The 24,812-nt window shown below is 41.7% G+C and carries 22 protein-coding genes and 3 pseudogenes; 10 read left to right on the plus strand and 15 right to left on the minus strand.

The features are described from left to right. Positions 1-66 precede the first annotated feature (66 nt). A complete protein-coding gene (locus C3F34_RS14435) occupies positions 67-951 on the minus strand; it encodes a dihydrodipicolinate synthase family protein (RefSeq protein ID WP_044737993.1) in 885 nt (294 codons plus the stop codon). Positions 952-953: 2 nt separating this feature from the next. After that, entirely contained in the window at positions 954-1,739 is a 786-nt protein-coding gene (locus C3F34_RS14440) for an aldolase (protein WP_016166480.1), read from the minus strand. A 90-nt stretch (positions 1,740-1,829) separates the two neighbouring features. On the opposite strand from C3F34_RS14440, the gene C3F34_RS14445 reads away from it, so the two are divergent. Continuing rightward, a complete protein-coding gene (locus tag C3F34_RS14445; protein ID WP_171284975.1) occupies positions 1,830-3,293 on the plus strand; it encodes a PLP-dependent aminotransferase family protein in 1,464 nt (487 codons plus the stop codon). Between the two features lie 56 nt (positions 3,294-3,349). Here the strand turns inward: C3F34_RS14445 and C3F34_RS14450 are convergent, their stop codons facing one another. Continuing rightward, positions 3,350-3,802, minus strand: a complete 453-nt coding sequence (locus C3F34_RS14450) for a GNAT family N-acetyltransferase (RefSeq protein ID WP_044737995.1) — start codon at positions 3,800-3,802, stop codon at positions 3,350-3,352. Between the two features lie 163 nt (positions 3,803-3,965). Continuing rightward, positions 3,966-5,192: a benzoate/H(+) symporter BenE family transporter gene (locus tag C3F34_RS14455; RefSeq protein WP_104441943.1), complete on the minus strand. Its 1,227-nt coding sequence runs from the start codon at positions 5,190-5,192 to the stop codon at positions 3,966-3,968. A 225-nt stretch (positions 5,193-5,417) separates the two neighbouring features. Between C3F34_RS14455 and C3F34_RS14460 the strand changes: the two are divergent. After that, a pseudogene (locus C3F34_RS14460) lies at positions 5,418-5,609 on the plus strand (IS1595 family transposase); the annotation flags it as partial. A gap of 9 nt (positions 5,610-5,618) precedes the next feature. On the opposite strand, the gene C3F34_RS14465 reads toward C3F34_RS14460, so the two are convergent. Further along, positions 5,619-6,158, minus strand: a complete 540-nt coding sequence (locus C3F34_RS14465) for an IS630 family transposase (RefSeq protein WP_126038012.1) — start codon at positions 6,156-6,158, stop codon at positions 5,619-5,621. After that, positions 6,154-6,630 carry a helix-turn-helix domain-containing protein gene (locus tag C3F34_RS14470; protein ID WP_004677047.1) on the minus strand — a complete coding sequence of 159 codons (477 nt, stop codon included), beginning with the start codon at positions 6,628-6,630 and terminating at the stop codon, positions 6,154-6,156. Before C3F34_RS14470 ends, C3F34_RS14465 begins: the two co-directional genes overlap by 5 nt. 47 nt (positions 6,631-6,677) lie before the next feature. Here C3F34_RS14470 and C3F34_RS14475 point away from each other — a divergent pair. The 3 genes and pseudogenes from C3F34_RS14475 to C3F34_RS14485 form a co-directional block, all read left to right on the plus strand. Then, positions 6,678-7,160 (plus strand): annotated as a pseudogene (locus C3F34_RS14475) (IS1595 family transposase); the annotation flags it as partial. Positions 7,161-7,197: 37 nt separating this feature from the next. After that, a pseudogene (locus C3F34_RS14480) lies at positions 7,198-8,592 on the plus strand (PLP-dependent aminotransferase family protein); the annotation flags it as partial. A 455-nt stretch (positions 8,593-9,047) separates the two neighbouring features. Next, positions 9,048-10,037 carry an AraC family transcriptional regulator gene (locus tag C3F34_RS14485; protein WP_044737998.1) on the plus strand — a complete coding sequence of 330 codons (990 nt, stop codon included), beginning with the start codon at positions 9,048-9,050 and terminating at the stop codon, positions 10,035-10,037. A gap of 70 nt (positions 10,038-10,107) precedes the next feature. Here C3F34_RS14485 and C3F34_RS14490 read toward each other — a convergent pair whose 3' ends face one another. Beyond that, positions 10,108-11,448, minus strand: a complete 1,341-nt coding sequence (locus tag C3F34_RS14490; protein WP_044737999.1) for an MFS transporter — start codon at positions 11,446-11,448, stop codon at positions 10,108-10,110. A gap of 466 nt (positions 11,449-11,914) precedes the next feature. Here C3F34_RS14490 and C3F34_RS14495 point away from each other — a divergent pair, with 466 nt between their 5' ends. The 5 genes from C3F34_RS14495 (at position 11,915) to C3F34_RS14515 (ending at position 16,804) form a co-directional block, all read left to right on the plus strand. Beyond that, positions 11,915-13,174, plus strand: a complete 1,260-nt coding sequence (locus C3F34_RS14495) for a dienelactone hydrolase family protein (RefSeq protein WP_044738000.1) — start codon at positions 11,915-11,917, stop codon at positions 13,172-13,174. Positions 13,175-13,176: 2 nt separating this feature from the next. Then, positions 13,177-13,962 carry an SDR family oxidoreductase gene (locus C3F34_RS14500; protein WP_044738001.1) on the plus strand — a complete coding sequence of 262 codons (786 nt, stop codon included), beginning with the start codon at positions 13,177-13,179 and terminating at the stop codon, positions 13,960-13,962. Between the two features lie 45 nt (positions 13,963-14,007). Then, positions 14,008-15,246, plus strand: a complete 1,239-nt coding sequence (locus C3F34_RS14505) for a styrene monooxygenase/indole monooxygenase family protein (protein WP_044738002.1) — start codon at positions 14,008-14,010, stop codon at positions 15,244-15,246. Positions 15,247-15,276: 30 nt separating this feature from the next. After that, complete coding sequence (locus tag C3F34_RS14510; RefSeq protein WP_044738011.1) at positions 15,277-15,807, plus strand: flavin reductase family protein; 531 nt, start codon at positions 15,277-15,279, stop codon at positions 15,805-15,807. A 109-nt stretch (positions 15,808-15,916) separates the two neighbouring features. Then, positions 15,917-16,804, plus strand: coding sequence for a transporter (locus C3F34_RS14515; RefSeq protein ID WP_416333179.1), 888 nt, complete (start codon positions 15,917-15,919; stop codon positions 16,802-16,804). A gap of 78 nt (positions 16,805-16,882) precedes the next feature. Here C3F34_RS14515 and C3F34_RS14520 read toward each other — a convergent pair whose 3' ends face one another. From C3F34_RS14520 to C3F34_RS14560, 8 genes are all read right to left on the minus strand, one after another. Further along, on the minus strand, positions 16,883-17,902 hold the full coding sequence (locus tag C3F34_RS14520) for a helix-turn-helix domain-containing protein (RefSeq protein ID WP_104441947.1): 1,020 nt from the start codon (positions 17,900-17,902) through the stop codon (positions 16,883-16,885). A 382-nt stretch (positions 17,903-18,284) separates the two neighbouring features. Continuing rightward, the gene (gene pcaD / locus C3F34_RS14525) at positions 18,285-19,076 is read right to left on the minus strand and encodes a 3-oxoadipate enol-lactonase (protein WP_104441948.1); all 792 of its coding nucleotides are present in this window, start codon (positions 19,074-19,076) and stop codon (positions 18,285-18,287) included. 62 nt (positions 19,077-19,138) lie between these two features. Beyond that, positions 19,139-20,344, minus strand: a complete 1,206-nt coding sequence (pcaF, locus tag C3F34_RS14530; protein ID WP_104441949.1) for a 3-oxoadipyl-CoA thiolase — start codon at positions 20,342-20,344, stop codon at positions 19,139-19,141. Positions 20,345-20,798: 454 nt separating this feature from the next. Continuing rightward, positions 20,799-21,449, minus strand: a complete 651-nt coding sequence (locus C3F34_RS14540; RefSeq protein ID WP_104441951.1) for a 3-oxoacid CoA-transferase subunit B — start codon at positions 21,447-21,449, stop codon at positions 20,799-20,801. A 13-nt stretch (positions 21,450-21,462) separates the two neighbouring features. Further along, complete coding sequence (locus C3F34_RS14545; protein ID WP_104441952.1) at positions 21,463-22,143, minus strand: 3-oxoacid CoA-transferase subunit A; 681 nt, start codon at positions 22,141-22,143, stop codon at positions 21,463-21,465. Between the two features lie 158 nt (positions 22,144-22,301). After that, complete coding sequence (gene catA, locus C3F34_RS14550) at positions 22,302-23,222, minus strand: catechol 1,2-dioxygenase (RefSeq protein WP_016166461.1); 921 nt, start codon at positions 23,220-23,222, stop codon at positions 22,302-22,304. 122 nt (positions 23,223-23,344) lie between these two features. Further along, positions 23,345-23,635: a muconolactone Delta-isomerase gene (gene catC / locus C3F34_RS14555; RefSeq protein WP_104441953.1), complete on the minus strand. Its 291-nt coding sequence runs from the start codon at positions 23,633-23,635 to the stop codon at positions 23,345-23,347. Next, positions 23,595-24,758, minus strand: coding sequence for a muconate/chloromuconate family cycloisomerase (locus C3F34_RS14560; RefSeq protein WP_104441954.1), 1,164 nt, complete (start codon positions 24,756-24,758; stop codon positions 23,595-23,597). The genes catC and C3F34_RS14560 overlap by 41 nt, the downstream gene beginning before the upstream one ends. Positions 24,759-24,812: the final 54 nt, after the last annotated feature.

The raw sequence follows: 24,812 nt of genomic DNA on the forward strand, positions 1-24,812 counted from the left end.
CATAACTTGACTGCACGCTGTACTTAACTTTATAGGGTCAAATACAGCGTTAAGAAAACAATAACGTTAAATATTCGTTGCTTGCTTAATAAAACCTAGTAACTGGTTAGTTTCAGCTAAGCTAGCCTTTTGTAAAGGTTTTCTAGGGTCACCGACACAGAAACCTAGTTCATTCAATCCAGCCTTCACTGTTTTGGGTAAACCACCTTGCACAATAAACCGCAATAAAGGAAGTTGCTTATAGAAAAGGTTTTGTGCCTGAGTTAGATCTCCATTTTTGACTGCTTGATAGAGTTGATTGGGGAGTTTGCCTAACAGATTTGGGGCAACGGTACACCAACCACTTGCACCAGCACAAAATGCCTCAAGAGCCAAAGGATTACAGCCATTATAAAAAGGCAATTTCCCTTGTGTCAGCTCATGGAATTTATGCATACGTTGAATATCCCCCGTACTGTCTTTGACCATAGAAATGTTTTCAATCTCTTCAAACATTTTGACAATTAATTCAGGCGACATATCCAAACCACTCGTTGCAGGGTTGTTATAGACCATAATCGGGAGTTTAGTCGATGCTGCTATTTGTTGATAATACTCATAAACTTCTTGATCCGTCAGTTTCCAATAGGAAACAGGAATGACCATAATCACATTTGCGCCTAACTCTTCAGCCTTTTGAGCTTTTTGAATTGCCATTGAGGTCGTGAGTTCAGAAATTCCTAAAATGACAGGGACACGATGATTGACGACTTCAATACTTTTTTGAGCGACTTGTTGCCATTCCTGCCAAGATAAATAAGCACTTTCTCCAGCACTGCCCAGTGGTGCAATCGCATCACATTGATGCTCAAGCAATGCATTTAGCGTAATCGTCAACGCATCAAAATCAACTTCCTGTGTTTCAGCTTTAAAAGGAGTAATTGGGTAAGCAATAATGCCTTCTAACTTCATGGTTATTCTCCTTTAATGCAATCTGAGTGATTTTTCAAAGCTTTACGAGCGTAATAAGCGAAATTGATTTTGTTGCGTTTATCTGTAGACACCCAGTCGTGCGCTTCTTTGGCTAAGTCGTGTGGAATCTGTTGAATTTGACCTGCCGCCATGGCCAAAAGTTGTAAGCGTGCCGCACGTTCAATCAAAATCGCGAGATTACAAGCTTCCTCGATGGTTTTTCCTGTGACCAACTGTCCATGGTGAGACAATAAAACAGCACGATTTTCACCCAATGCTGAAGAAATAAAGATCCCTTCTTCATTGCCAACAGGAACACCAGGCCAATCTCCAACGAAAGAACAATCTTCGTACAAAGCACAGGTATCCATATGTGAGATAACGAGTGGCACACGGAGCATAGACAACGCAGCGACATGCGTTGGATGGGTGTGAATAATACAATTCACTTCGGGATGTTCTTTATAAATCCAAGTATGAAAACGGTTGGCTGGGTTTGCCATGCCTTCGCCATTTAAAGGTTTCAGATCTTGATCTACTTCTAATAAGTTGGCCGCAGTGATTTCATCAAAGCCTAAACCAAAACGTTGAGTAATAAAGGTATTCCCTTTATCGGTTCGGCTGGTGATTTGTCCAGCAAGTCCAGCATCATGACCATGATCAAATAAGATACGGCAAGTTAAGGCCAGTTTTTGTGGATCGGTGTAGTCTTCATCTTGAAAATGTTGTTGCATACTTTGTTGAGCGTTGTGCATGAGCTGCTGTTTATCAAGTAGTGCAGTTTCCATAAGACCTCCTATTCGGTTGATTTGTCATTTGGACATGGGCAGAATAAGAAACTTGTGGATGGTAGAAAATATCCAGTTTTTAAAACTTATATGGTCCAGATAATCATGCAACAATCGTGGGAAATGCGACTACATCTTGCTGAACGTAAAGAAAAAACCATTTTTCTTAAACTGACAAACCAGATTATTCAGGAAATCTTGTCTGGGCGATTAAAGCAGGGCACACGTTTGCAAGGTTCGCGGACCTTAGCGGATGAGTTGGGAATTAATCGTAAAACAGTACAATCCGTTTATGAAGATTTAGAAGCTCAGGGCTGGTTAGTCTCAAAGCCAAGACAAGGGACGTTTATTTCTGAACAGTTACCTGATCTCAAACTTGACACAGCATTAGCTTTAATGACATCAGCTCAAACTTCTACTGAATTATCTACTCCACAGGAAACGGTGATTAAAAATGATGGGATTCCCGATACTCGGCTGATTCCATATGAGTTATTTTCGCGTGCTTATCGTCATGCCTTGATTAAGGTGACGAGGCAGCAAATGATGGGGTATGGTGACCCGCAAGGGGCGCTGGAATTACGTCAAGCCTTATTAAATATGTTGTCAATGGAGCGATTTATTCAGACCACAATACAGCATATTTGTATGGTTCGTGGAAGCCAAATGGGGATATTCCTTGCAGCTCGAGTGCTTGCCAAGCCACAAGTACAAGGTCAGGTCATTGTCGTGGAGCAGTGGTCTTATCCACCAGCAGTTGAAACTTTCTTATCCAACCATTTTCAAATTGTGCGGGTCAGATTAGATCAACATGGTTTAGATACCGAACACTTAACAGAAATACTAAAAAATCATTCGGTTGCAGCCGTATACACTACGCCACATCATCAATATCCAACGACTGTTTCCATGTCGATGGATCGGCGACTAAGGCTTTTGGAACTATCTAAAACTTTTGATTTTTATATTATTGAAGATGATTATGATCACGAATTCCACTATGACAGTCGTCCTATCCCTCCTTTAATCAGTTTACCTGCGGCTGAAAAAGTGATTCATATCGGTTCATTGTCCAAAGTCTTTGCACCAAGTTTAAGAGTGGGCTATGTGGTTGCTGATTTGGAAATTATCCAAGCCATGAAACAGGATATTTTACTTATTGATAAGCAGGGCAATGCCATTACAGAACTGGCGATTGCAGAGTTGATGCAACAAGGTGAAATCAAGCGGCATACAAGGAAGATGCGCAAAATTTATCAAAATCGTCGAGATTTTGCTGTGATGACTTTTCAGCAATTTTTTCAGGACAACGTTGAAATTACTGCACCAGCAGGGGGGATGGCATTATGGGTGCGGTTTAATCTAGCTTATCAAACTCACTATACTGAAGCTTTAAGTCATTTGCAGATTGATTCTGAATATTGCTTTGGTTCTTGTGTAGAAAATACCAGTTTAGAATATTTTCACATACGCTTTGGCTTTGCTGCACTGAATGAAACTGAAATAACCAAGATTATTCAAACATTACATCAAATTTTCATGACTGAATTGTAAGTTGAAAAATATAAAAGCCAAAATCTTGTGGACTTTGGCTTTGCTACATAACCTAATTATAAAGGCATACGATACTCAATAATTCCAGGTTTTTCAGCGATCCAGTTATAAAGTTTCTGAGCAGTCTGGTTTGTCTCTTGAGTATGCCAATATAAACGATCACACTTTTGAGTAAGCGCTTGTTTTTGGACATATTCTATTAAACGTTTCCCGACGTGTTGCCCACGTGATTCAGGCGATACATATAAGTCCTCTAAATAACAATAGTCTGTTTCTGCCCAAGTTGAGCGGTGAATCACATAATGGACAAAGCCTAAAACTTTGTCGCCTTCTTTGGCAACAGCACAGTACACAGGTTCAGCATCATCAAAAAAGCGTTGCCATGTGGTTTGTGTGACTTCATGAGATAAATTAACTTTATAAAATTCTTGATAGGCAAGCCAATACGGTAGCCATTGTTGGTAGTCTTGGCACAGTGCTGGTGTTACTTGAATATTTTGCTTTTGCATAGAGATGTTCCCATCATTTTTGGTGATTAAAAATTGATGGGTAAAGCATAATCTTGATATGGTACTGTTTTAAGATACGGTTTTCGTATTTTTTACAGTACCAGTTTAAGATTTTTATACAAAACGCCGTGAAAAGATACTTCTAACAGCATATTGAAGATTTCTAATCATTCACCGTTTTTATAAAATTATCCGAAACAAATCGTTTGAATTTTCCATTCAAGACACAATAAGCGATTAAGCCTAAAATCAATCCCCAAAATGCTCCGCCAATCCCCAATAATGTAATATTGGCAGCACTGGCAAGAAAGGTAATTAAAGCTGCTTCACGGCTTTCAACATCACTCATAGCATTGGTTAGACTTCCTGTAATAGTACCTAACAAGGCAAGACCTGCCAGCGTACTAATAAAAGTTATTGGAAATGCTGTAAATATTGCAGCGAGTGTGACGCCAAAAATCCCAACCAAAATATAAAATATCCCCGCAGCAATTCCGGCTATCCAGCGTTTAGATGGATCTTCATGAGATTCCTTACCTGTACAGATTGCAGCGGTAATTGCTGCAAGATTAAATGCATGAGCGCCAAAGGGTGCCATGATGAAGGAACCTAAACCTGTGACAATAAGAATGGGTTTGGCATTGGTTTTAAATCCATCATTTTTTAAGACCAATAAACCTGGCATATATTGCCCTGTTAATGTGATTAAAAATAAAGGTACGGCAATACTTAATGTGGAATTGATGGAAAAATCAGGAGCAGTAAGAATCGGTGATGCTAATTTTAATTCAAATCCTGCAAAATCAATTCGAGTCTGAAAGATTAAAAAAATAAAACCAAAAACCAAAACACTAACGATGGCATATCGTGCAGAAAAACGTTTAACAACCAGATAAATCAGAAATAATGACAGGGTCAGAAGTGGGTCGATTATGGTGTTGGTAAAGGCAGTTATACCAAATTGTAATAAAATCCCTGCCAACAAACCTGACGCAATACTTACAGGAATGAGGCGAATCAGTTTTTCAAAATAACCAGTAACTCCTAAAATTACGAAGGCTAAGGCAGAAAGTAAATATGCGCCAATCGCTTCAGCATAGGGAATAGTTGCAAGAGCAGTAATGAGAAATGCAGCAGCAGGAGTAGACCATGCCGTAATGATGGGTTCTCGAGTGTACCAACTTAATAATATTCCAGTAATACCAACACCAATAGAAATTGACCATACCCATGAAGCTGTAAGCTCTGGGCTAAGTCCTGCCATTTGTGCTGCTTGGAAGATTAAAATGAATGTACTCCCATAATTGACAATTACCGAAATTAATCCTGCCAAAATAGGAGGGAGTAAATCCTTGGAATAACGGTGAAAAACTGCGAGTCGAACCGACATAACCCCAACCTCTGAAAACTTTAACCATGAAAGCGTTGAGTGTATTTTTAATCATGGTATTGTCATAAGATACAGTTTGGGTGTTTTTAGAAGTACCAGTTTACTATGACAACGTCATCTTCTGCTTATTTTCCACATTTAATTTTGCCTAAAGGGCAACCCATAAAAGATGGTTTATATTGTGTTGGCTCTAGACTAGCAGACTAGTTATGTTGGTCTGTAATCATGATTAAAAACAGTAAATTAAGCCACTACAAGATTAAAAAAATCATTCAATGCTTTTGCATTGATATACCCGCTTCTAAAACTGCATTATTACTCAATTTAAATCGTAATACGATCAACTATTGGTACATGCTTTTTAGGGAAGCTATTTATGATCATCAAACAGATTTAAGAACTAAATTTGTAGGTTCTAAGTATCAACTAAAAAGTAAACATGTATTCATTACCAAAACCCTTTGAAATCTGCCCAACCCAACGCTCTATTTGATCTGCCTTCATCACCTTAAAATCCCGCCAGTTATACTTCATCTGCTTCCAAACCATCTCAATTCTATTCAGCTCAGGACTATACGCAGGTAGAAAATACAAAGTCGTTGAATACTCTTGTACAAGAAGCTTGCGCCAATCTACCATCTGTTTGCTGCGATGAATCGAGGCATTGTCAACAATCAACACCAAAGGAACTTGATAGCTGCGTTTCACCTGTGCTGCTACACCCATCAAATAGGCATAAAACCAGCGACTGTTAACGGACTCCTGTAGGCAACTGGTGATCAGATGACCCGTTGACAGCAGACAACCCATCACATTAACTCGCTTTAGTCTTACAGCATCAACCGCATGAACATCGCCTATCTTTGTCCATGCATAACGATTATCTGGCGTAGCCGAAAATCCTGTTTCGTCCACATAGCCCAATACAATTTCACCACGTGCCGCTTGCTCACGTAATGCTTCAATCTGCTGTTGCGCTTGTCCAAATGCGGTCGGGTCTCTTTTTTTTCAAGCTGTGGCGGGTGCGTTTGAAGACCATGCCTGAATCTCGCAAAAACTTGCGAAGAGTTTCAACAGACACGGATACACCGTGTTTTTCATGCAGTTTGACTCGGATTTGTTCTGCATTGAGTGGACTTGTGTTGACCCACTCTAAGATTTGAGCCTGATAGTTTGAGGTCAGTGTATTGGGACGGCCTGAGCGATGACCTTCTTGAATCGATTCAAACTGATGTAGCTCCCAATGTCGGCGTTGTAGCCTTATGGTTTCTGGGATACGCTCTTGTAACGCAGCAACTTCGGCAACAGTTTTACCTTCGGAAAGCCAGAGAATGGTTTGGGCACGTTGTCTTTCACGCCAATGTGCTGCATGCTTGGTCAGGAGAATTAGTTGTGCACGCTGTTCTAAGCTGAGTGGGACGGTAACAATCCGTGGCATGTGCAAACATCGGTTAACCAAAAATGTCTTTTCGCATGTTTAGTTGTTTTTGTCAACTTATTGAAGTGGATGAAAGCTATTTTGGCGCTAAACGACAACGTGGTTTTCATGGGAAGTTAAAACGTGGTCGTGGCACTTTAAAACAACCCGTATTTGGAATATTTGAACGGGATGGGCGTGTTTATACTGAAATCGTTCCTGACTGTAAAATGAAGACTTTACAAAAGGTTATCTTAGGTAAGGTGGCACTAGAAAGTGTCATTTATAGTGATGGATGGCGAGGCTATAATGGTCTAGTTGATGTTGGTTATTCAAAGCATTTCAGGGTAAATCACGGAGCAAATGAGTTTGCTAGAGGACAATGTCACATAAATGGAATAGAATCATTTTGGAGTTTCTGTAAACGAAGATTATCCAAGTTCAATGGTATCTCAAAAGATTATTTTGACTACCATCTGAAGGAGTCTGAATGGCGTTGGATGAGAGAACCTAATGAGTTAGCAACTGAGTTGTGGAACATCATTAGATAAAATTAAGTATAAATCTGCTAGTCTAGAGCCTTGTGTTTTACGAGATGCAATTCTAGAAGGCCGTCTATCTGGGGGAACAAAACTACCCTCAAGTCGCAATTTGGCAGAGATGATGTCCATTTCCCGTAATTCTGTATTGGCGGGATTAGAACGTTTGCTCGATGAAGGCTATTTAGTCACTAAACCAAGTTCAGGAACTTATGTTGCTGCCGTCATTCCAGACCAATTAATTCAAATTCAAAATGATATAACCCAGACAAAATCTCAACCTACGCAAAGCATCAACATTAATCCACATTTCACTAATTTGTTGCGTCATTGGAATAAGCAGACATTATCAAGTCAAGAGAAAAAAATATTTCATGTGGGTGTAGGCTGTGTCGATTTATTTCCCCATGAACTTTGGGGCAAATTATTAGGGCGTGCATGGCGACAATCTTATTATCAATTAGGCCAATTCCATGATCCCCGAGGCTATCTGCCTTTACGTCAGGCAATTTGTCATTATGTTAAGTCAACACGAGGATTAAACTGTCAGGAAGAACAAATTCTGATTGTGAATGGAACACAACAGGCAATTCATTTGGCTGCGTATGCACTGTTACAGCCAAATGACCAAGTGTGTTTAGATGAGCCGGGTTATGACGCAGCCTTAAATATATTCCGTAGTTTTGGTGCCATAGTAAACCCTATCACTAGTGATGAGGAGGGGATGAGAGTTGAAGAAATTATTCATGACCATGCTGAAAGCAAACTCATTTACACAGCTCCCTCACATCAATTTCCACTTGGCGACACCCTGAGTCTTGCTCGCCGATTTGCTTTATTGGACTGGGCTACCCAACATCAAAAATGGATCTTTGAAGATGACTACAACAGCGAATTTCGTTATGGAACACATCCAATACAAGCATTACAAGGTTTAGATGAACAGCATCGTGTGATTTATGCAGGCACATTTTCTAAGATGATGTTTCCTGAATTCCGACTTGGGTTTATGGTCGTTCCTGAAGCCTTAATTGAGGTTTTTAGTCTGGCAAAATATTATACCGACACGCGTAGTTCCTATCTGGAACAGGTGGCACTGACTGCATTTATTAAAGATGGTCATTATGCACGGCATGTGCGTAAAGTCCGTAAAACCTGTTACGAACGTCAACAGGCTTTAATTGTAGCAATTGAAACCTATCTTTCAGATGTACTAACTGTACAGCCTACCGATTCAGGAATTCATTTAGTTTGTTGGCTTAAGAATGGTTGGACTGAAAAAGAATTTCTTATTGAATGTGAAAAAGTGGGTTTAGCTGTACAGCCTTTATCCAGATATTGTCAAGTCACATCCCAAAGACCCGCCGTACTGTTTGGTTATGCAGCACATACGCCTGATGAAATACAAGCAAATATTAAAAAACTTGCGCAATCTCTGTATTAGTTTTTTGATAATTTAAAATATGCCTGTTAGTTTCTAAAATATGAGAAGACTAATTTTGCTATGCACATAATTAAATTCACTATAGATGCTTCTTTATTATGCATACATTTAAGAATTATTGATGCATTATTCAGTGATAAGAATTTTAAAAAGCAATTGGAATATAAGTCTGTATATTTTGTCGTTGAAAAAGGATTTATGGGTGTACAATGCTGATTGTGGAGTCGGAAAAGCTTCTAAAAAATATAACAAAAACAAACGGGCTGAATCAGTTTGATATAAAAATATACTCTAGAGGTATTTCACAAAATTAATTTTTTCATTTAAAAAAAGAAAAAGATTCTGTCTTGATATATAGTTTCAATGAAAGGATACAAGAATGACCAATCGAAGGATTTTGATTGGCATAAAAGTTGCTGTTTTAAGCAATAGGGTCTTAGCTAGGTGAAAAGGATATGACATCACTCAGCCAACAGATGAATGTGAACCACTATTCTCGGCAAGCAGATTTTGCTCAGAATTTAATGTCGAGCATTTGTGGCGAACATCGTTTAGATACAAGTGCACGCGATACCTTAGATTTTCATTACGATGGTATGCGTTTGCCCAATCGGAAAATGGCGATTGGTACGATTCGTTATGGTGCAAATGTTGCCATCAATATTTCCAATTTAAAAGCCTATAGTATTAGCTTGCCTTTACAGGGGAAACAGGCGCTAAGTATTCGTGGTGAAAATTATGTTTCAGATGAGAGTAGAGGGTTAATTGTCTCGAATAATGATTGTCAGGAATTAGTTATTAACCGTGATTGTCAGAAATTACAGGTCGTGATTCCTGAGCGAAGCATGCATATGGTTTTGGCAGATTTATTGAATCAGTCCATTGACCAGCCTATTATTTTTAATCCAGAAATGCATATCGATTCAACTCAATTAATTCATGCATGGTGGAAAAACATCCAAAATTTCTTGCAGTTTAATGCACAGAATAATGTTTTTTTTGGCTTACAAATGCTGTCTGATGATTATGAAAATTTTGTGATTAAGGCGTTATTGCTTTCTCAAGAGCATAATTATTCTGCGGCATTGAAAGTACATGCACAGCAACAAGAGCCTATCTATATTCGCAAAGTTAAAAATTTCATTATTGAACATGCGCATGAAGACATTCGTGCTGATGATTTACAACGTTTGGCAGGTGTTTCAAAGTCAAAGCTGTATGATGAGTTTCAGCAATATTATGGTACTAGCCCGATGTCTTTTTTGCGCAAATATCGCTTGCAGCAAATTTATAAAATTTTAAGTCATGCCAATATGAATGCTAAGTTATCGATTTCAAAACTGGCTTATGATTGGGGTTTTACCCACCTCAGTCGTTTTTCCCAAGACTATAAAGAGGAGTTTGGTGAAAAGCCGAGTGAAACTAAAAATAAGTTACGTGAATAAATGATGAGATATAAGAAACCCCTGATTGAGAAATTTCATCAGGGGTTTTTTAATGCAATATACAAATGGTTTAGACTGAATTTTCTAAGTTATAGATTGCTTTAGTTTTAGATTTTTCATAAATGACTTTTAGGGTTAAAGCCATAAATGAAATGAAAGTTGGGATAGCCAGTACAAAGAAGATGCCACCTAAACTTAGGTTAAAGGTGAAAATAAGTGAACCAAAGAATGCCCCCAAGATCGCACCAATCCGTCCGATACCATGCATCCAAGACACACCAACTGCGCGGCAAACGGCTGGATAGAACATAGTTGCTAACGGTAGCAGTGAAGACTGCGCACCAGCAAGCAATGCACCAATCAAGAAAATGGTGATACCGAGCAACAAAATATTTGAGCTGACTACACCTGCAACAAGGAATAAGCCGAATGCGATGAGATAGGCATATTTAATTACGGTGGTTGGATTCACCTTATCCATATACCAACCCATGATGGTTGCGCCAATTACACCACCAAAAGGGAAAATTGCGGCAATTAAGCTAAATTGTTGTGTACTAAAGCCCGCTGTTTTTAAAATGGTTGGCATCCAACTGGTTAAAAGATAAAACACCAAGAGGCTGGTAAAACAGCATAACCACAGCATACTTGAACCCCATAAGTATTTGCCCAATACAATTTTTACAGGATTTTCATTGGTGGTTTCGGTTTGTGGCAAAACCAGTTTTACGGGTTCGCTAAACGGATGCCCTTGAATTTTTTCTAAGATGGCGAGTGCTTTGTCTTGGCGGTTGCGCGCAATCAGCGATTGTGTCGATTCAGGTAAAGTAAGCAGTAATGCAATGACCAATAGTAAAGGAATACTACCGCCAAGAATAATGACTTTCGACCAACCAAATCCTTCGAGTAAATAAGCGGACAATACACCACCACAAGAAATGCCTAACATAAAACCACAACCTGCGAGTCCTGTGAGAAAGGCTTTGCGCTTAACTGGCATATATTCAGATACCATTGTACTGATGTTTGGCATGGCTGCACCTAATCCAACCCCTGTAATAAAACGGTAAATCATCAGTTCTTGGGTAGAGCTAGCAAAACCACAAAGAATGGTAAACACCGAGAATAGAAGGGTGGTTGTGACAATAATGCCTTTACGTCCAAATTTATCAGACAGTGGTCCCGAAATGATCGCACCAATCGACATCCCGACCAATGCAGCACTGAGTACGGGGGCAAGTTGTGGTTTGCTAATGCCCCAATCATCCAGTAAAGCGGGGGCAATAAAGCCAATAATGCCCGTATCTAGGCCATCGCAGAAAAACACCAAAAAGCCGAGAATAAACACCAGCCATTGTAGGGGGGAGAGCTTCTCCCGATTAATAATCTGATTTACTTCAATTGTTCTCATAATTCTTCCTTTGAATGTATGTTTTAGCTCGGTTGGATTGACCCTTTTTGTACAAATTTACTCATGGCATTGATGGATGAATTTTGCGTTAGCAATGTTCGCACATGAGTGAAAGGTGTTCGATTTACACCAGAGACATCGCCTTGTTCTGATCGGCAGAAAGACTCTTTTTAAACGGTAGAGAAAGTTGCGCTATCGCGAGGTATGAACATATCTTGATTGAACTATTTTTATACTTGGAGGACTATCCACTAACTCCTGAACTTCATCCATTTTTTCCATTCATGCTGGATCGTTTTTTTTTTACAGATTATTTTGTGTCACCTGTGCAAACAAAAGAAGCATCCATATTTAGACACGCAATTTAGAATTGCGCATGGATTGGATAGTGCTCGCAGCTTTTGGACAGTCATCTTAAAAATTTGGATAGAAGATAAAGCCATAACAAAGTCAGGAGTTGACGATTATGGCTGGTCAAACGATTCAGATAAAAACCGAGACTGGTAAACAATTTAGTGCTTACTTGGTCGCCCCATCTTCAGGTAAAGGTCCAGGCATTGTGTTGTGTCAGGAAATCTTTGGGGTCAATGCCGCAATGCGGGAAAAGGCAAATTTTCTTGCCGAGGAAGGATACACTGTTCTTGTTCCTGATTTATTTTGGCGTAGTGCAGCCAATATTGAATTGGGCTATACCCCAGAAGATTTTCAAAAAGCTTATGCACTTTATCAACAATACGATGAAAATTTAGGGGTAGAAGATATACAAGATAGTCTGGCTTATCTGCAAACACGACCTGAATGTGATACGTCTACAGGGCTGGGTGTTGTTGGGTATTGCTTGGGTGGAAAGCTGGCGTATTTAGCCGCCTGTCGTTTACCAGAAGTTGCTTGTGCCGTTGGCTACTACGGGGTTGGTTTAGAAAATGTACTGGATGAGCTAGCTAACCTAAAAGGACGTTTGGTACTGCATATCGCAGAGTTAGATCAATTCACCCCACCAGATGCACGACAAGCGATTTTGCAAGCCGCGAGTCAATATAGCAATGTCAAAGCCTATGTCTATGAAGATGTCGATCATGCTTTTGCTAGACCGAAAAGTGAACATTACCACAAACCATCAGCCCGATTTGCCCATGAGCGAATGGTGACTGCACTGCATGACACGATTGGACCACATTATGATTTGGTGGCGTTATGGGAAGAGCATATTCGGCATGAGTTTGATACACGAGATGTCCCTGCGACCATGGCAACCATGGTGGCTGAACCTTATGTAAATCACATTCCAACGTTAACAGGTGGTGTGGGGCAAAGTCAGTTAGCGCGTTTCTATCGTTACCATTTTGTCCATCAAAACCCTGAAGACATGAAGATTACCTCTATATCACGCACAGTGGGATCAACACAGGTGGTCGATGAATTTATCATGAGTTTTACTCATGACACCGAAATTGATTGGCTACTGCCAGGGGTGAAACCAACAGGCAAATACGTCGAAATTCCAATGCTGGGTGTTATTCAATTTCGCGGTTCTAAACTGTGTCATGAACATATTTATTGGGATCAGGCATCGGTACTAGTGCAAATTGGTTTACTCAACCCTGAGGGATTGCCTGTGGCCGGTGTTGAGACGGCTAAAAAACTCCTGAATGAAGATTTACCTTCCAATACGCTGATGCCGTCATGGAACAGCAGCGAAGGAAAACCCATTGGTGAGGGAGTGTAATTATGAACATTGATTTAAAAGGCAAGGTTGCCGTGGTCAGTGGCGGTGCAACCCTCATTGGAAAGGCCGTGGTTCAGGCTTTGGTGAATGCAGGCGCACGCGTTGCCATTCTAGATATCGATGCCAACGGAAAGAAAGTTGCAGAAAGTTTTCCTTATGACGTGATGTTCATACAAGTGGATTTGACCAGTGATGTGGCGATTCAACAGGCAGTCAAGAACATTCATCAGCATTTGGGGGAAGTCAGTTGTTTGGTGAACTTGGCATGTACTTACTTAGATGATGGCTTTCAGTCCTCGCGTCAGGACTGGCTAAAGGCATTGGATGTCAATGTGTTGTCTGTAGTGGAGTTAACGCGTGCCTTTTATCCAGACTTAAAAGAGCATCGTGGTTCGATTGTGAATTTTACTTCGATTTCTGCCAAGTATGCGCAAACAGGACGCTGGTTATATCCCGTATCCAAAGCGGCTATTCGCCAATTAACTCAAAGTATGGCCATGGATTTTGCCGCTGATGGTATTCGGGTCAATTCGATTTCCCCAGGTTGGACATGGTCGCGGGTGATTGCCGAAGTCAGCGGCAACAACCGTGAAAAAGCAGATGGCGTTGCAGCGGATTATCACTTATTAGGCCGTTTAGGACATCCAGAAGAAGTGGCCAATGTGGTGCAGTTTTTACTGTCATCTGCAGCGAGTTTTGTAACTGGGGCAGATTATGCCGTCGATGGTGGATATTCGGTCATGGGACCTGAAGGGGCACAGCCCACCATTCCACGCTTAGCCAGCTAAAACAGACATTCATTATTTAGAACATTAAGAAATTTGGAGAAACACATGCGCCGTATTGCAATTGTTGGAGCAGGACAATCAGGCCTGCAACTTGGATTAGGTCTGTTAGATACAGGCTATGACGTGACCTTAATTACCAACCGTACTGCCGATGAAATCCGTCAGGGCAAAGTTATGTCCAGTCAATGTATGTTTCATACTGCTTTACAAACGGAACGAGACTTAGGGCTGAACTTTTGGGAAGAACAATGTCCTGCAGTGGAAGGAATTGGCTTGGCTTTGGTCAATCCTGAACATGGTGGCAAAGCCTTTGAATGGAGTGCGCGTCTGGAACGCTATGCACAATCGGTCGATCAGCGCGTAAAAATGCCATTTTGGATGCAGGAATTTGAAAAACGTGGTGGGCGATTAATCATTCAGGATGTTGGTATTGAAGAACTAGAGCAATTGGCCAATGAATATGAGTTGGTCTTGCTCGCCGCAGGAAAGGGTGAGGTCGTCAAGCAATTTGAACGTGATGCGGAACGAAGTACTTTTGATCGACCGCAACGTGCCTTGGCACTGACCTATGTCAAAGGCATGAAACCCGTCTCCCCATATTCACGCGTCACTTTCAACATCATTCCAGAAGTGGGGGAATACTTCTCTTTCCCTGCACTGACCATTAATGGACCATGCGACATTATGGTTTTTGAAGGCATTCCCAACGGTCCAATGGACTGTTGGCAAGATGTACAAATGCCTGAACAGCATTTACAGCGCAGTCTTGAATTGCTTAAAAAATATGTGCCATGGGAATTTGAGCGTTGCAGCAATGTTGAACTTACCGATGCGGGCGGCTATTTGGCAGGTCGATTCCCACCAACAGTGCGTAAACCTGTTTTGACGCTGCCTTCAGGTAAAAAAATCTTTGGTATGGCAGATGCGCTAGTCGTAAATGATCCAATTACAGGTCAAGGTTCAAATAATGCTGCCAAATGCAGCAAAATTTATTTCGATGCCATTTTGTCTAATGATGATCAAGCCTTTAGCGAAGCATGGATGCAACAAACCTTTGAACGCTATTGGGCATACGCCGAAAAAGTCGTGGCATGGACCAATAGTCTGCTGTTGCCACCACAACCGCATGTCGTGGAATTACTTGCCGCTGCCAGCCAGAACCAAGCGATTGCATCAGTGATGGCAAATAACTTTGATGACCCACGTGACTTTGCTCCGTGGTGGTTTGATGCGGAACAGGCTCAGCATTTTCTTGCCATGAAAACAGCTCAAAAAGTTGCCTAATCAGGTTTTGTAAAAAGGATCTTACTTATGATTGATAGCATTGAAGATATGGCATTACTGCCAGTAAACGTAGAAAACCCAAGAGAAATACGGAATTTACTCGGCCAGTTTGCAACAGGCGTAACGGTCATCACGACACGCAGTAAGCAGGGACGAAAAGTTGGCATGACAGCGAACTCTTTTTCCTCCTTGTCACTCGACCCGCCATTAATTTTATGGAGTTTGTCTAAAACTGCCCCAAGTCTGTCAGATTTTGTTGATGCAGAACACTTTGCCATTCACATGTTGGCGCAAGAACATCATCTGCTTTCTGGGCATTTTGCCAAAGCTTCTGCCGATAAATTCGCTGGAATTGCACATCGAGAATGTGACGTAGGTGTACCCATTCTGGAGGATGTGCTGGCAACCCTTGTCTGTCGAAATGTGACCCAATATGAAGGAGGTGATCACCTTATTTTTATTGGTCAGATTGAGCAATATCAACAACGGCAGGGAGAGCCATTGGTTTTCCATGCAGGGAAATACCGAGTCGCGGCTGCTCATCCAGAGCTAAGCAATTAAAGATTTAGTCACGATGTTTCATCGTGACTTTTTTATTTAGGAAAAAACAATGAAGTCTCATGTAGTACAAAAAAGTGTTTTGCTCTGTAGTTTGAGTTGTATTTCTGTCATGGCTCAAGCCTATGATTTGCCAACTGTAAATTTAGGCATGACCAGTTTTTTAGATGGCGGCTTACCTGCTGGAACGGGTTGGTATGCACAAACCTATTTTCAAAACTATGACAGTGATGAATTGGTCGATGCTCAGGGAAATAAATTGGGCTTGCCCAAAACAGATCTGAATTATCAAGTACTGGTTGAACAAGTCAGTTATTTGTCTAATGTAAGATTAGGTGATCATGCCAGTTTAGGGATGAATTTTCTGATTCCATTTGTGAGCAAAATGGATATGGATGATGGATTAAATCAAATGGCAATCAAATCACAGGGTGGTTTTGGTGACATCATGATTGGTCCTTTTGTACAATTCGATCCAATTATGGGAGCAGCGGGTCCCAAATTTGTACATCGGATTGAGTTTCAAGTGAACCTGCCAACAGGGGATTACAGTTCACAAAAAGATATTAATCCGAGTAATAACGCGGTTTCGTTAGATCCGTATTGGGCGGCAACCTACTGGTTTAATCCCAAATGGACAGCTTCGACACGTATTCATTATCTGTATAATTTTAAAAATGATGATCCAAGTTATGCATTTTCAGGTGCAGATGAGATTCAAGCAGGGCAGGCATTGCACGCGAACTTTGCAACAGATTATGCAGTTACGCCACAATTTCGCTTAGGGCTAAATGGGTACTGGTTAAAGCAAATTACCGATACAGAAGTGGATGGCGAGAAAGTAAAAGGACGAAAAGAAAAAGTTTGGGCAATTGGTCCAGGTGCAATGTACAGTTTTTCACCCAATAACCATGTAGTAGCCAATGCCTATTTTGAACAAGATGCAGAAAATCGTCCTGAAGGGACGCGGATGCAAGTTCGTTATATTCATCATTTCTAATTAAAACAATGCCTTTTATCCCTTGCAGGATAAAAGGCAATTAATTTATGAGTTATTGCAGATAGTATTTAAATTGGGTTAGCTACATCGACGGGTAGAGGATGGCAAAGTTCCAAAGCGTCTTTTATATTCTTGAGAAAATCTACCTAAATGCGTAAATCCCCATTTAAATGCCACGTCCGTAACGGTTAAATGTTCATTTCGTACGAGTTCTAAGTGCGCCTGCTCAAAACGTAATTCTCTCAGATATGCCATTGGGGTCGTGCCCAAATAGTTTTTAAAGCCCGTAAATAGAGTACGTACACTTACACCCGCTTGTTCGGCCAGCGTTTCCACACTTAACGGCTCATGTAAATGTTGTTGAATATAGGCTTCAGTCCGTTTAATAAAATGTGGCGAAATCGTTTTATCTTTATGAGAATCAATTTTATCTAAGCCATTATTGGGCTGCCCATAAATCAGCGCGTTTAATAGATTCGATTCAAACTGTTTAAAAGCCAATGGATGATGCAGTGGGTGTTTGTCGCATGCCAGTGCATCCATTAAGGTGCGGAGCAATTGCAGAAAGTAGCTGCCATTTTGGGTGGTAAAATCGAGTTTAGGATCAAAAATAAGCGGAGTGTTGTCAGTGTCAGGAATATGCTGGCGACAATGATGCAGAAAATCATCTTTAGAAATTTTTAAAATAAGTTGCGGAGAGTTGGCATGCCAGCGCATCCGCAAAGATTGTTGCGGTGAGATGATGGATGCGACTTGCGAATAGGACATAAATTTTTGACGTCCAAATTCAATTTCGGCATAACCATGGGTTGGAATTTGGATTAAATAAAATTTGTCTAAATGGTCGGGTTCTATAATCACATCCGCACCGTAGACTAAACGGCTAATGGATAGGGCACCTGTTTTAACATGGTGCATGGTTGCACTAAAATTTTTCTGTGGCTTAGAGATTTTTAACAGGTGAGGCTTAAAAACTTGCCCTACATTTTTACAGGTTTCATTTATATCTTGATGGCTGAACAGTAAATTATGGGGAGAAAAAATAGATTCCTGCTGGAAATGCCGTCCATTTAATTCAGAAGAGTTGGCTTGATACATATCGTTATTCCTTTGGCTAACTCCTGCTTGTATTTCACCTTTGAAAACTCTGCTCGGAAGAATTTTGAAGGGGTGTAAATACTGCACTTAGATGATTCAGTTGTGCGCAAAATATATAAAGATCAATGCAAGATACAGACCAGAATTGCCAAAAATGCTGCTTTCAACAAGTTTTAGTGAAGGAATTAAAATCCTTATTTTAAGTGTTTAATAACAGGCATATACTTGAAGATTCCATTCCATGCGCTTGGTGTTTTTATTCAGATCTTAGTCCTTAAGATCTATACAATTTTATAGCAAATCCAAGTGATCTGGTCAATTTTATGATCACTTGGATTCTGCTGATCTTATTGAAATATGATGTATTTAAATGAATATATGCTTAGAGACATACATTCATTTGTAGGAAATTCATAAGATTCTGATTAAACGCCGTTGGCTGTTCCACATTGGAAATATGCGACGCATCAATTTCGACCAACTGACTGTTTGGAATCTGACTCTGCATAAACTCAGCATCCGCCACCGTTGTCACAGGATCTTGCCGTCCTGCAACAATCAACACAGGCACCGTAATCGTCTTTAATTGTTCCCGAACATCCGCTTTAGCCAAAGCTTCACAACAACTCGCATAACCTTCAGGGCTGCCAGCACCTAAGTCGTTTGAAAGCGTTGCAACCGTTGCCGCGTTGCTTTGGATAAAGGGAACTGTAAACCATCGCGAAGCTGCGCTGTCCGCGATAGATTGTAAACCTTGAGATCTGACCAAAGCCGCCCGATCCAGCCAAGCTTGCTCCTGACCAATTTTAGCTGCCGTATTACACACCACCACATGGCTAAAACGCTCAGGATAATAAATGGCCAACCATTGACCGGTTAAGCCCCCCATCGAAATCCCACAAAATGCAGCTTTTGAAATTTGTAAATGATCCAGTAAATGAATTACATCTTCACCCAACTGTTGCAAGCTATAAGGACCTTGCGGGGTAGATGAAGTACCATGACCACGCGAATCATAACACACCACAAAGAACTGCTCTTTTAAAGCATTAAACTGCTGCTGCCACATGCCATAATTGGTACCCAAAGAATTGGAAAATACCAAAGCAGGATTGGCGGCATCACCAAAAGTTGCGTAATTGATGGTTGCATCATTTGAAATAAATGTTGGCATAAAATCCCTCCCGACCTCCCTTTAAAAAAAGGAGGGGAAATATCTTAAATAGTTATGATTTGTTAAACGCGCTGAATAATCATTGCAATACCTTGACCGACACCAATACACATCGAACATAGCGCATAGCTTCCACCCGTTTGTTCCAATTGGTTTAAAGCCGTGGTGACTAAACGCGCACCTGATGCACCCAACGGATGACCAATCGCAATCGCCCCACCATTGGGATTCACTTGAGTCGTATCGTCTGCCAGACCTAAATCACGAGTAACCGCCAGTGCCTGTGCCGCAAAGGCTTCATTCAACTCAATCACATCCATCTGCTCGATTGTGAGATTAGCTTGTTTCAGCAGCTTCTTAATCGCTGGTGCTGGGGCAAAGCCCATAATGCGCGGTTCAACCCCCACTGCCGTAGATGCAATAATCTTGGCACGTGGTTTTAGTTGATACTGTTCAACGGCTTGTTCCGAAGCAATCAGTACAGCAGCCGCACCGTCATTGATGCCTGACGCGTTTCCCGCTGTGACGGTGCCTTCTGCTGTGACGACTGGCTTCAGTTTCGCCAAACCTTCGAGTGTGGTCGATGCACGAGGATGTTCATCGGTATCCACCACAATCGGATCACCCTTACGCTGAGGAATGCTCACTGGGATGATCTCATGTTTAAAAAAGCCTTGAGCTTGCGCGGTTGCTGTGCGCTGTTGACTCGTCAAGGCAAACTGGTCTTGATCTGCACGATCAATATGAAACTGTTGTGCCACATTCTCTGCGGTCTGTGGCATGGTCTCTACACCATACATGGCTTTCAGCTTCGGATTGATAAAACGCCATCCCATGGTGGTGTCTTCAATCTTCTGGCTACGGCCATAAGCCGTTTCCGATTTGCCCATCACAAACGGAGCACGTGACATGCTTTCCACACCGCCTGCAATGATCAGGTTCGCTTCACCCGCTTTAATGGCACGGGCTGCCATAGCAATCGCATCCAACGATGAACCACATAGACGGTTGATGGTGGTGGCTGGAACTTCAACCGGTAAACCTGCCAACAATGCAGACATACGCCCGACATTACGGTTGTCTTCACCCGCTTGGTTGGCACAGCCGTAAATCACATCATCGACTTGTTTCCAGTCCACGCTTGGATTACGTTGCATTAAGGCTTGAATCGGCACAGCACCCAAGTCATCGGCACGGACTGGGGCTAAACCCCCAGCATAACGGCCGAATGGGGTACGGATGGCATCGATGATATAAGCGTCTTTCATGTTTAATCTTGTCCTTTGAAACGGGACTCTGCTGATAGATAAACTGTATCTAGTCACGACGGAGTCTTACCGTGTTCAGTTAAATGCCAGTAGCTCGTTCTTGTCACTTTTTTAAAAAAGTGACCAAAAACCTTTGTTGAACAGAGGCGGCTTCCTTGCCTTCCTGTTCAACTTAGCGACATCCATGTCGCCTGTCACGATAATGAATTACGGTGAAAATCCAAATCTTAATAAGCAAGAACCGTATTCAAAGCGTCCCATTCAGTATTTCTCGATGGCGGCATGGATGCCGCCCGTTGGACTGTGGTATATGGATATACCATCAGCCCAACAAAGATTTTTGTTACTTTTCATCTCTGAAAAGTAAGGGTATCGCCTACACGGAACGTGTTTGCTTAAACCAGTATTCGAGGCAATGACCTTATTAAAACAATTAAATTTTCAAACTAATCAGTTAATGTGTCGCATCCACCAACGGAGCACCCGTCATCGCTTGCAATTCTGCAAAGCTTAGACCGTCGACTTTCTCAATCACTTTTAAGCCTTCCGCAGTGACATCAATCACACACAGGTCGGTATAAATACGGTCAACACACTTTTGTCCTGTGGCGGGGTAAGTCAGCTCGGCCACAATCTTCGGTTCACCGTTCTTGGTGACATGATCGGTGGTGATAAACACTTTTTTAGCGCCGACGGCTAAATCCATCGCTCCACCTACCGATGGAATTGCATCGGATGCACCAGTATGCCAGTTGGCCAAGTCACCATTGGCTGCGACTTGAAACGCCCCGAGAACCGCAATATCCAAATGCCCACCCCGCATCATGGCAAACGAATCCCCATGATGGAAAAAGGCGCCGCCTTGTAACATGGTTACGTATTCTTTACCCGCATTGATCAGCTCAGGATCTTCTTCACCTGCGGCAGGTGGTGGACCAAAAGCCAATAAACCATTTTCAGAATGCAGGAAGATCTCTTTGTCATTCGGTAAGTAGCTGGCAATCTTGGTGGGTAAGCCAATGCCTAAATTGACATAAGCCCCATCCGGAATATCTTGTGCCACACGTTCAGCAATCTGGTTGCGGTTGAGTTTTTGATAGCTCATGATGTTCTCCCGATTACACAGCCACAGGTTCAGGCTGAACCTGCACCACATGTTGAACGAAGATGCCTGGGGTGATGATATGTTCAGGGTCTAATTCGCCCAGTTCCACCACTTCAGACACTTGGGCAATGGTCACACTGGCTGCCATGGCCATGATTGGACCAAAGTTACGTGCCGATTTACGGTAGACCAGATTGCCCCAACGGTCGCCTTGTTGGGCTTTAATCAAAGCGAAGTCAGCTTTGATCGGGTATTCGAGTACATAATCTTTACCATCGATGTGACGGGTTTCTTTGCCTTCGGCTAATAAAGTACCAAAGCCTGTAGGGGTGAAGACTGCGCCGAGTCCCATGCCTGCGGCTTGAATACGGCAAGCGAGGTTACCTTGTGGTACTAATTTCAATTCGATTTTGCCTGCACGATAGAGTTCATCGAAGACCCAAGAGTCGGACTGACGCGGGAATGAGCAGATGACTTTTTTGACGGCGCCGGCTTTCAACAGTTTCGCCAGACCATAGTCGCCATTGCCTGCGTTGTTGCTGACAATGGTGAGGTCTTTACGTCCAAGTTTGATCAGCCCGTCAATGAGTTCAGCGGGTTGGCCTGCTGTGCCGAAACCACCAATCATGATGGTTGAGCCGTCTTGTATCTGGGATAAAACTTCATGAATTGAAGTCGAGGATTTATTGATCATGTAAAGCACCCATACATTGATTTTGGATCTGCTTCTTTCGTGCAAATATCAAATGTCGAAAAGGGGAGTAAGAATTAAAAAATCGTAGCGTTATTTAGAAACTGAATGGAATGAGCTAAGTATTTCCTTAGCTCATTCATAGTTTAACGATTAAAGCGTTATGCTACTGCACGACGACGATCAACTTCAGTCGAAGGAGCAGAAGCAGCTTCTTTAACTAACTCAATATTGAAGGTAATGTGCTTAAAAGGTTTGTCTAGACCACGACGCTGGATTTCAGCAGGGTCAGTCACATCAACTGCTGTAGCCACTAAGCCATCACGAGTTGCAAAAGCAAAGTCATCCCAAAGGTATTTGTCACCTTCAATGTTGAATTGTGTAGTGAGCTTACGGAAACCTGGCGCAGAGACAAAATAGTGCACATGTGACGGACGGTTACCATGACGACCTAACTTATTCAGTACGGCTTGAGTCGTGCCTTCAGGAGGGCAGCCATAACCTACAGGCATAGTGGTTAAAGCCACATATTGACCCTGTGCATCGGTTAAAATAGTACGACGTAAGTTAAACTCAGACTGAGACTTATCAAAGAATGAGTAGTTTCCTAAGCTGTTCGCATGCCAAACTTCAACTTTGGCATTTTCAATGATTTGACCGTCTGCATCACGGACAATACCTTCAATAATTAAGGTATCAATTTTGTCCGATTCGCTGCCATCATCCATACGTGCAAAACCAACTGTTTCAGGTGCACCAGCCACATATAAAGGACCTTCAATGGTACGTGGTGTACCACCAGTGATACCTGCTTTGGCATCCGCTTCGTCAGCACGCAAATCTAGATAATGTTCTAAACCTAAACCAGCAGCCAATAAGCCCAATTCATTGGCTTGACCAGCATCGGTAAAATATTCCAAGCCTTTCCATACCTCAGAAGGTTGGATATCTAAATCTTCAATGGCTTGGAACAGATCGCCAAGTAAGCGAACAATAATTTGTTGAATGCGTTCATCGACAGGTCCTTGTGCGGTATCGACATTCATTTTTTTTACAAGTGCATCAATTTGTTGACGGTTCATACTATAACTCCTGAAGTATGTAGATTATGGATGGCATTATTATTGGCTATTGATTTAGCTAGTTGGTTCTAATGCCACAGTCCTTGTTATGTTTAAAATACAGGTTAATGGTGATTCAGACTCTATGAATCATCCTCACGGATGGAAGATGGATGCCGATTTAAAGGCATGACTTTAATATTCATAAATGGATAGAGTGGTAAACCTTGTAAAATGTTATGCAACTCTTCATTACTCGCAACATCAAAAATACTAATGTTGGAGTACTGGCCTGTAATACGCCAGATATGTCGCCATTTTCCAGAACGTTGTAATTCCTGAGAATATGCCTTTTCAATGGCTTTTATTTCATTGACTTTTTCAACGGGCATATCAAGCGGAATATGCACATCCATGCGTACGTGAAATAACATTTACAGCTTCCTTATTCTTACGGCGTAATTGTTCAATTTTGTCTTCGTCAATTTCGATGCCTAAACCTGCACCTGTAGGCAGATGAAGTTCAAAATTTTCATAACGAAGCGGTGTTTTTAAAATTTCTTCGGTTAAAAGTAGTGGGCCAAATAATTCTGTACCAAAAGCTAAAGATTCAAAGGTCGAGAAGGCATGTGCAGAAGCAATACTGCCAATAGGGCCTTCCAGCATGGTGCCACCGTACAAATCGATACCTGCCAGACATGCAATCTTGGCAACTTCGCAGGCTTCGAGCAGACCACCTGATTGTTCAATCTTGACTGCAAATACATCTGCGCCATGACTTTTGGCAATGCGGTAAGCACTGTCAGGGCCTGTAAGGGCTTCGTCTGCCATAATCGCAACGTCAAAACGCTGAGTCAGACGCGCTAAAGCATCCGTATTTTGAATAGCACACGGTTGTTCAATGAGGTCGATACCACCATCTTGAAGTTGCTGAATACCACGAATACATTCCAGTTCTGACCAAGCACGGTTGACGTCTACACGAACACTGATGTCTGCACCCAAGGCTTTCTTAATTGCAATCACATGGTCAACATCTTGCTGTAAAGGACGTGCACCAATTTTGAGTTTGAACGCGTTATGACGTTTCAGCTCAATCATTTGTTTTGCTTCGGCAATATCTTTTTCAGTATCACCCGAAGCCAGTGTCCACAGCACAGGTAAACTTTCGCGTAAACGTCCACCTAGTAATTCGCTAATAGGTAAACCTAAACGTTTAGCTTGAATATCCAGCAGCGCAGTTTGAATGGCACACTTGGCAAAGCGGTTGCCATTAATATTTTTGCGGATTAGTTTTAAGGTTTGTGCAACATTTAATGCTTTAACTGAAGTCAGTAATGGTGCAAAGTAAGTATCAATATTGGCTTTAACACTTTCAGGGCTTTCTTCACCATAGTTTAGCCCACCAATGGTGGTGGCTTCGCCCCAACCGACAAAACCATCCGTAGTTGTTATTTTTACCAGTACCAATGTTTGAATACGCATCGTTGTCACAGACAGTTGATGCGGGCGGATTGTAGGGATATCCACGAGTATGGTTTCTATGCTTTTATACATGAAGTTTCAACTGTTTCGAACTTGTTTGTATACCATAGAAGAATGTAATCACCT

Origin of the sequence: Acinetobacter sp. ACNIH2 (assembly GCF_002934965.1) — a bacterium.
Taxonomy (GTDB): domain Bacteria; phylum Pseudomonadota; class Gammaproteobacteria; order Pseudomonadales; family Moraxellaceae; genus Acinetobacter; species Acinetobacter tandoii.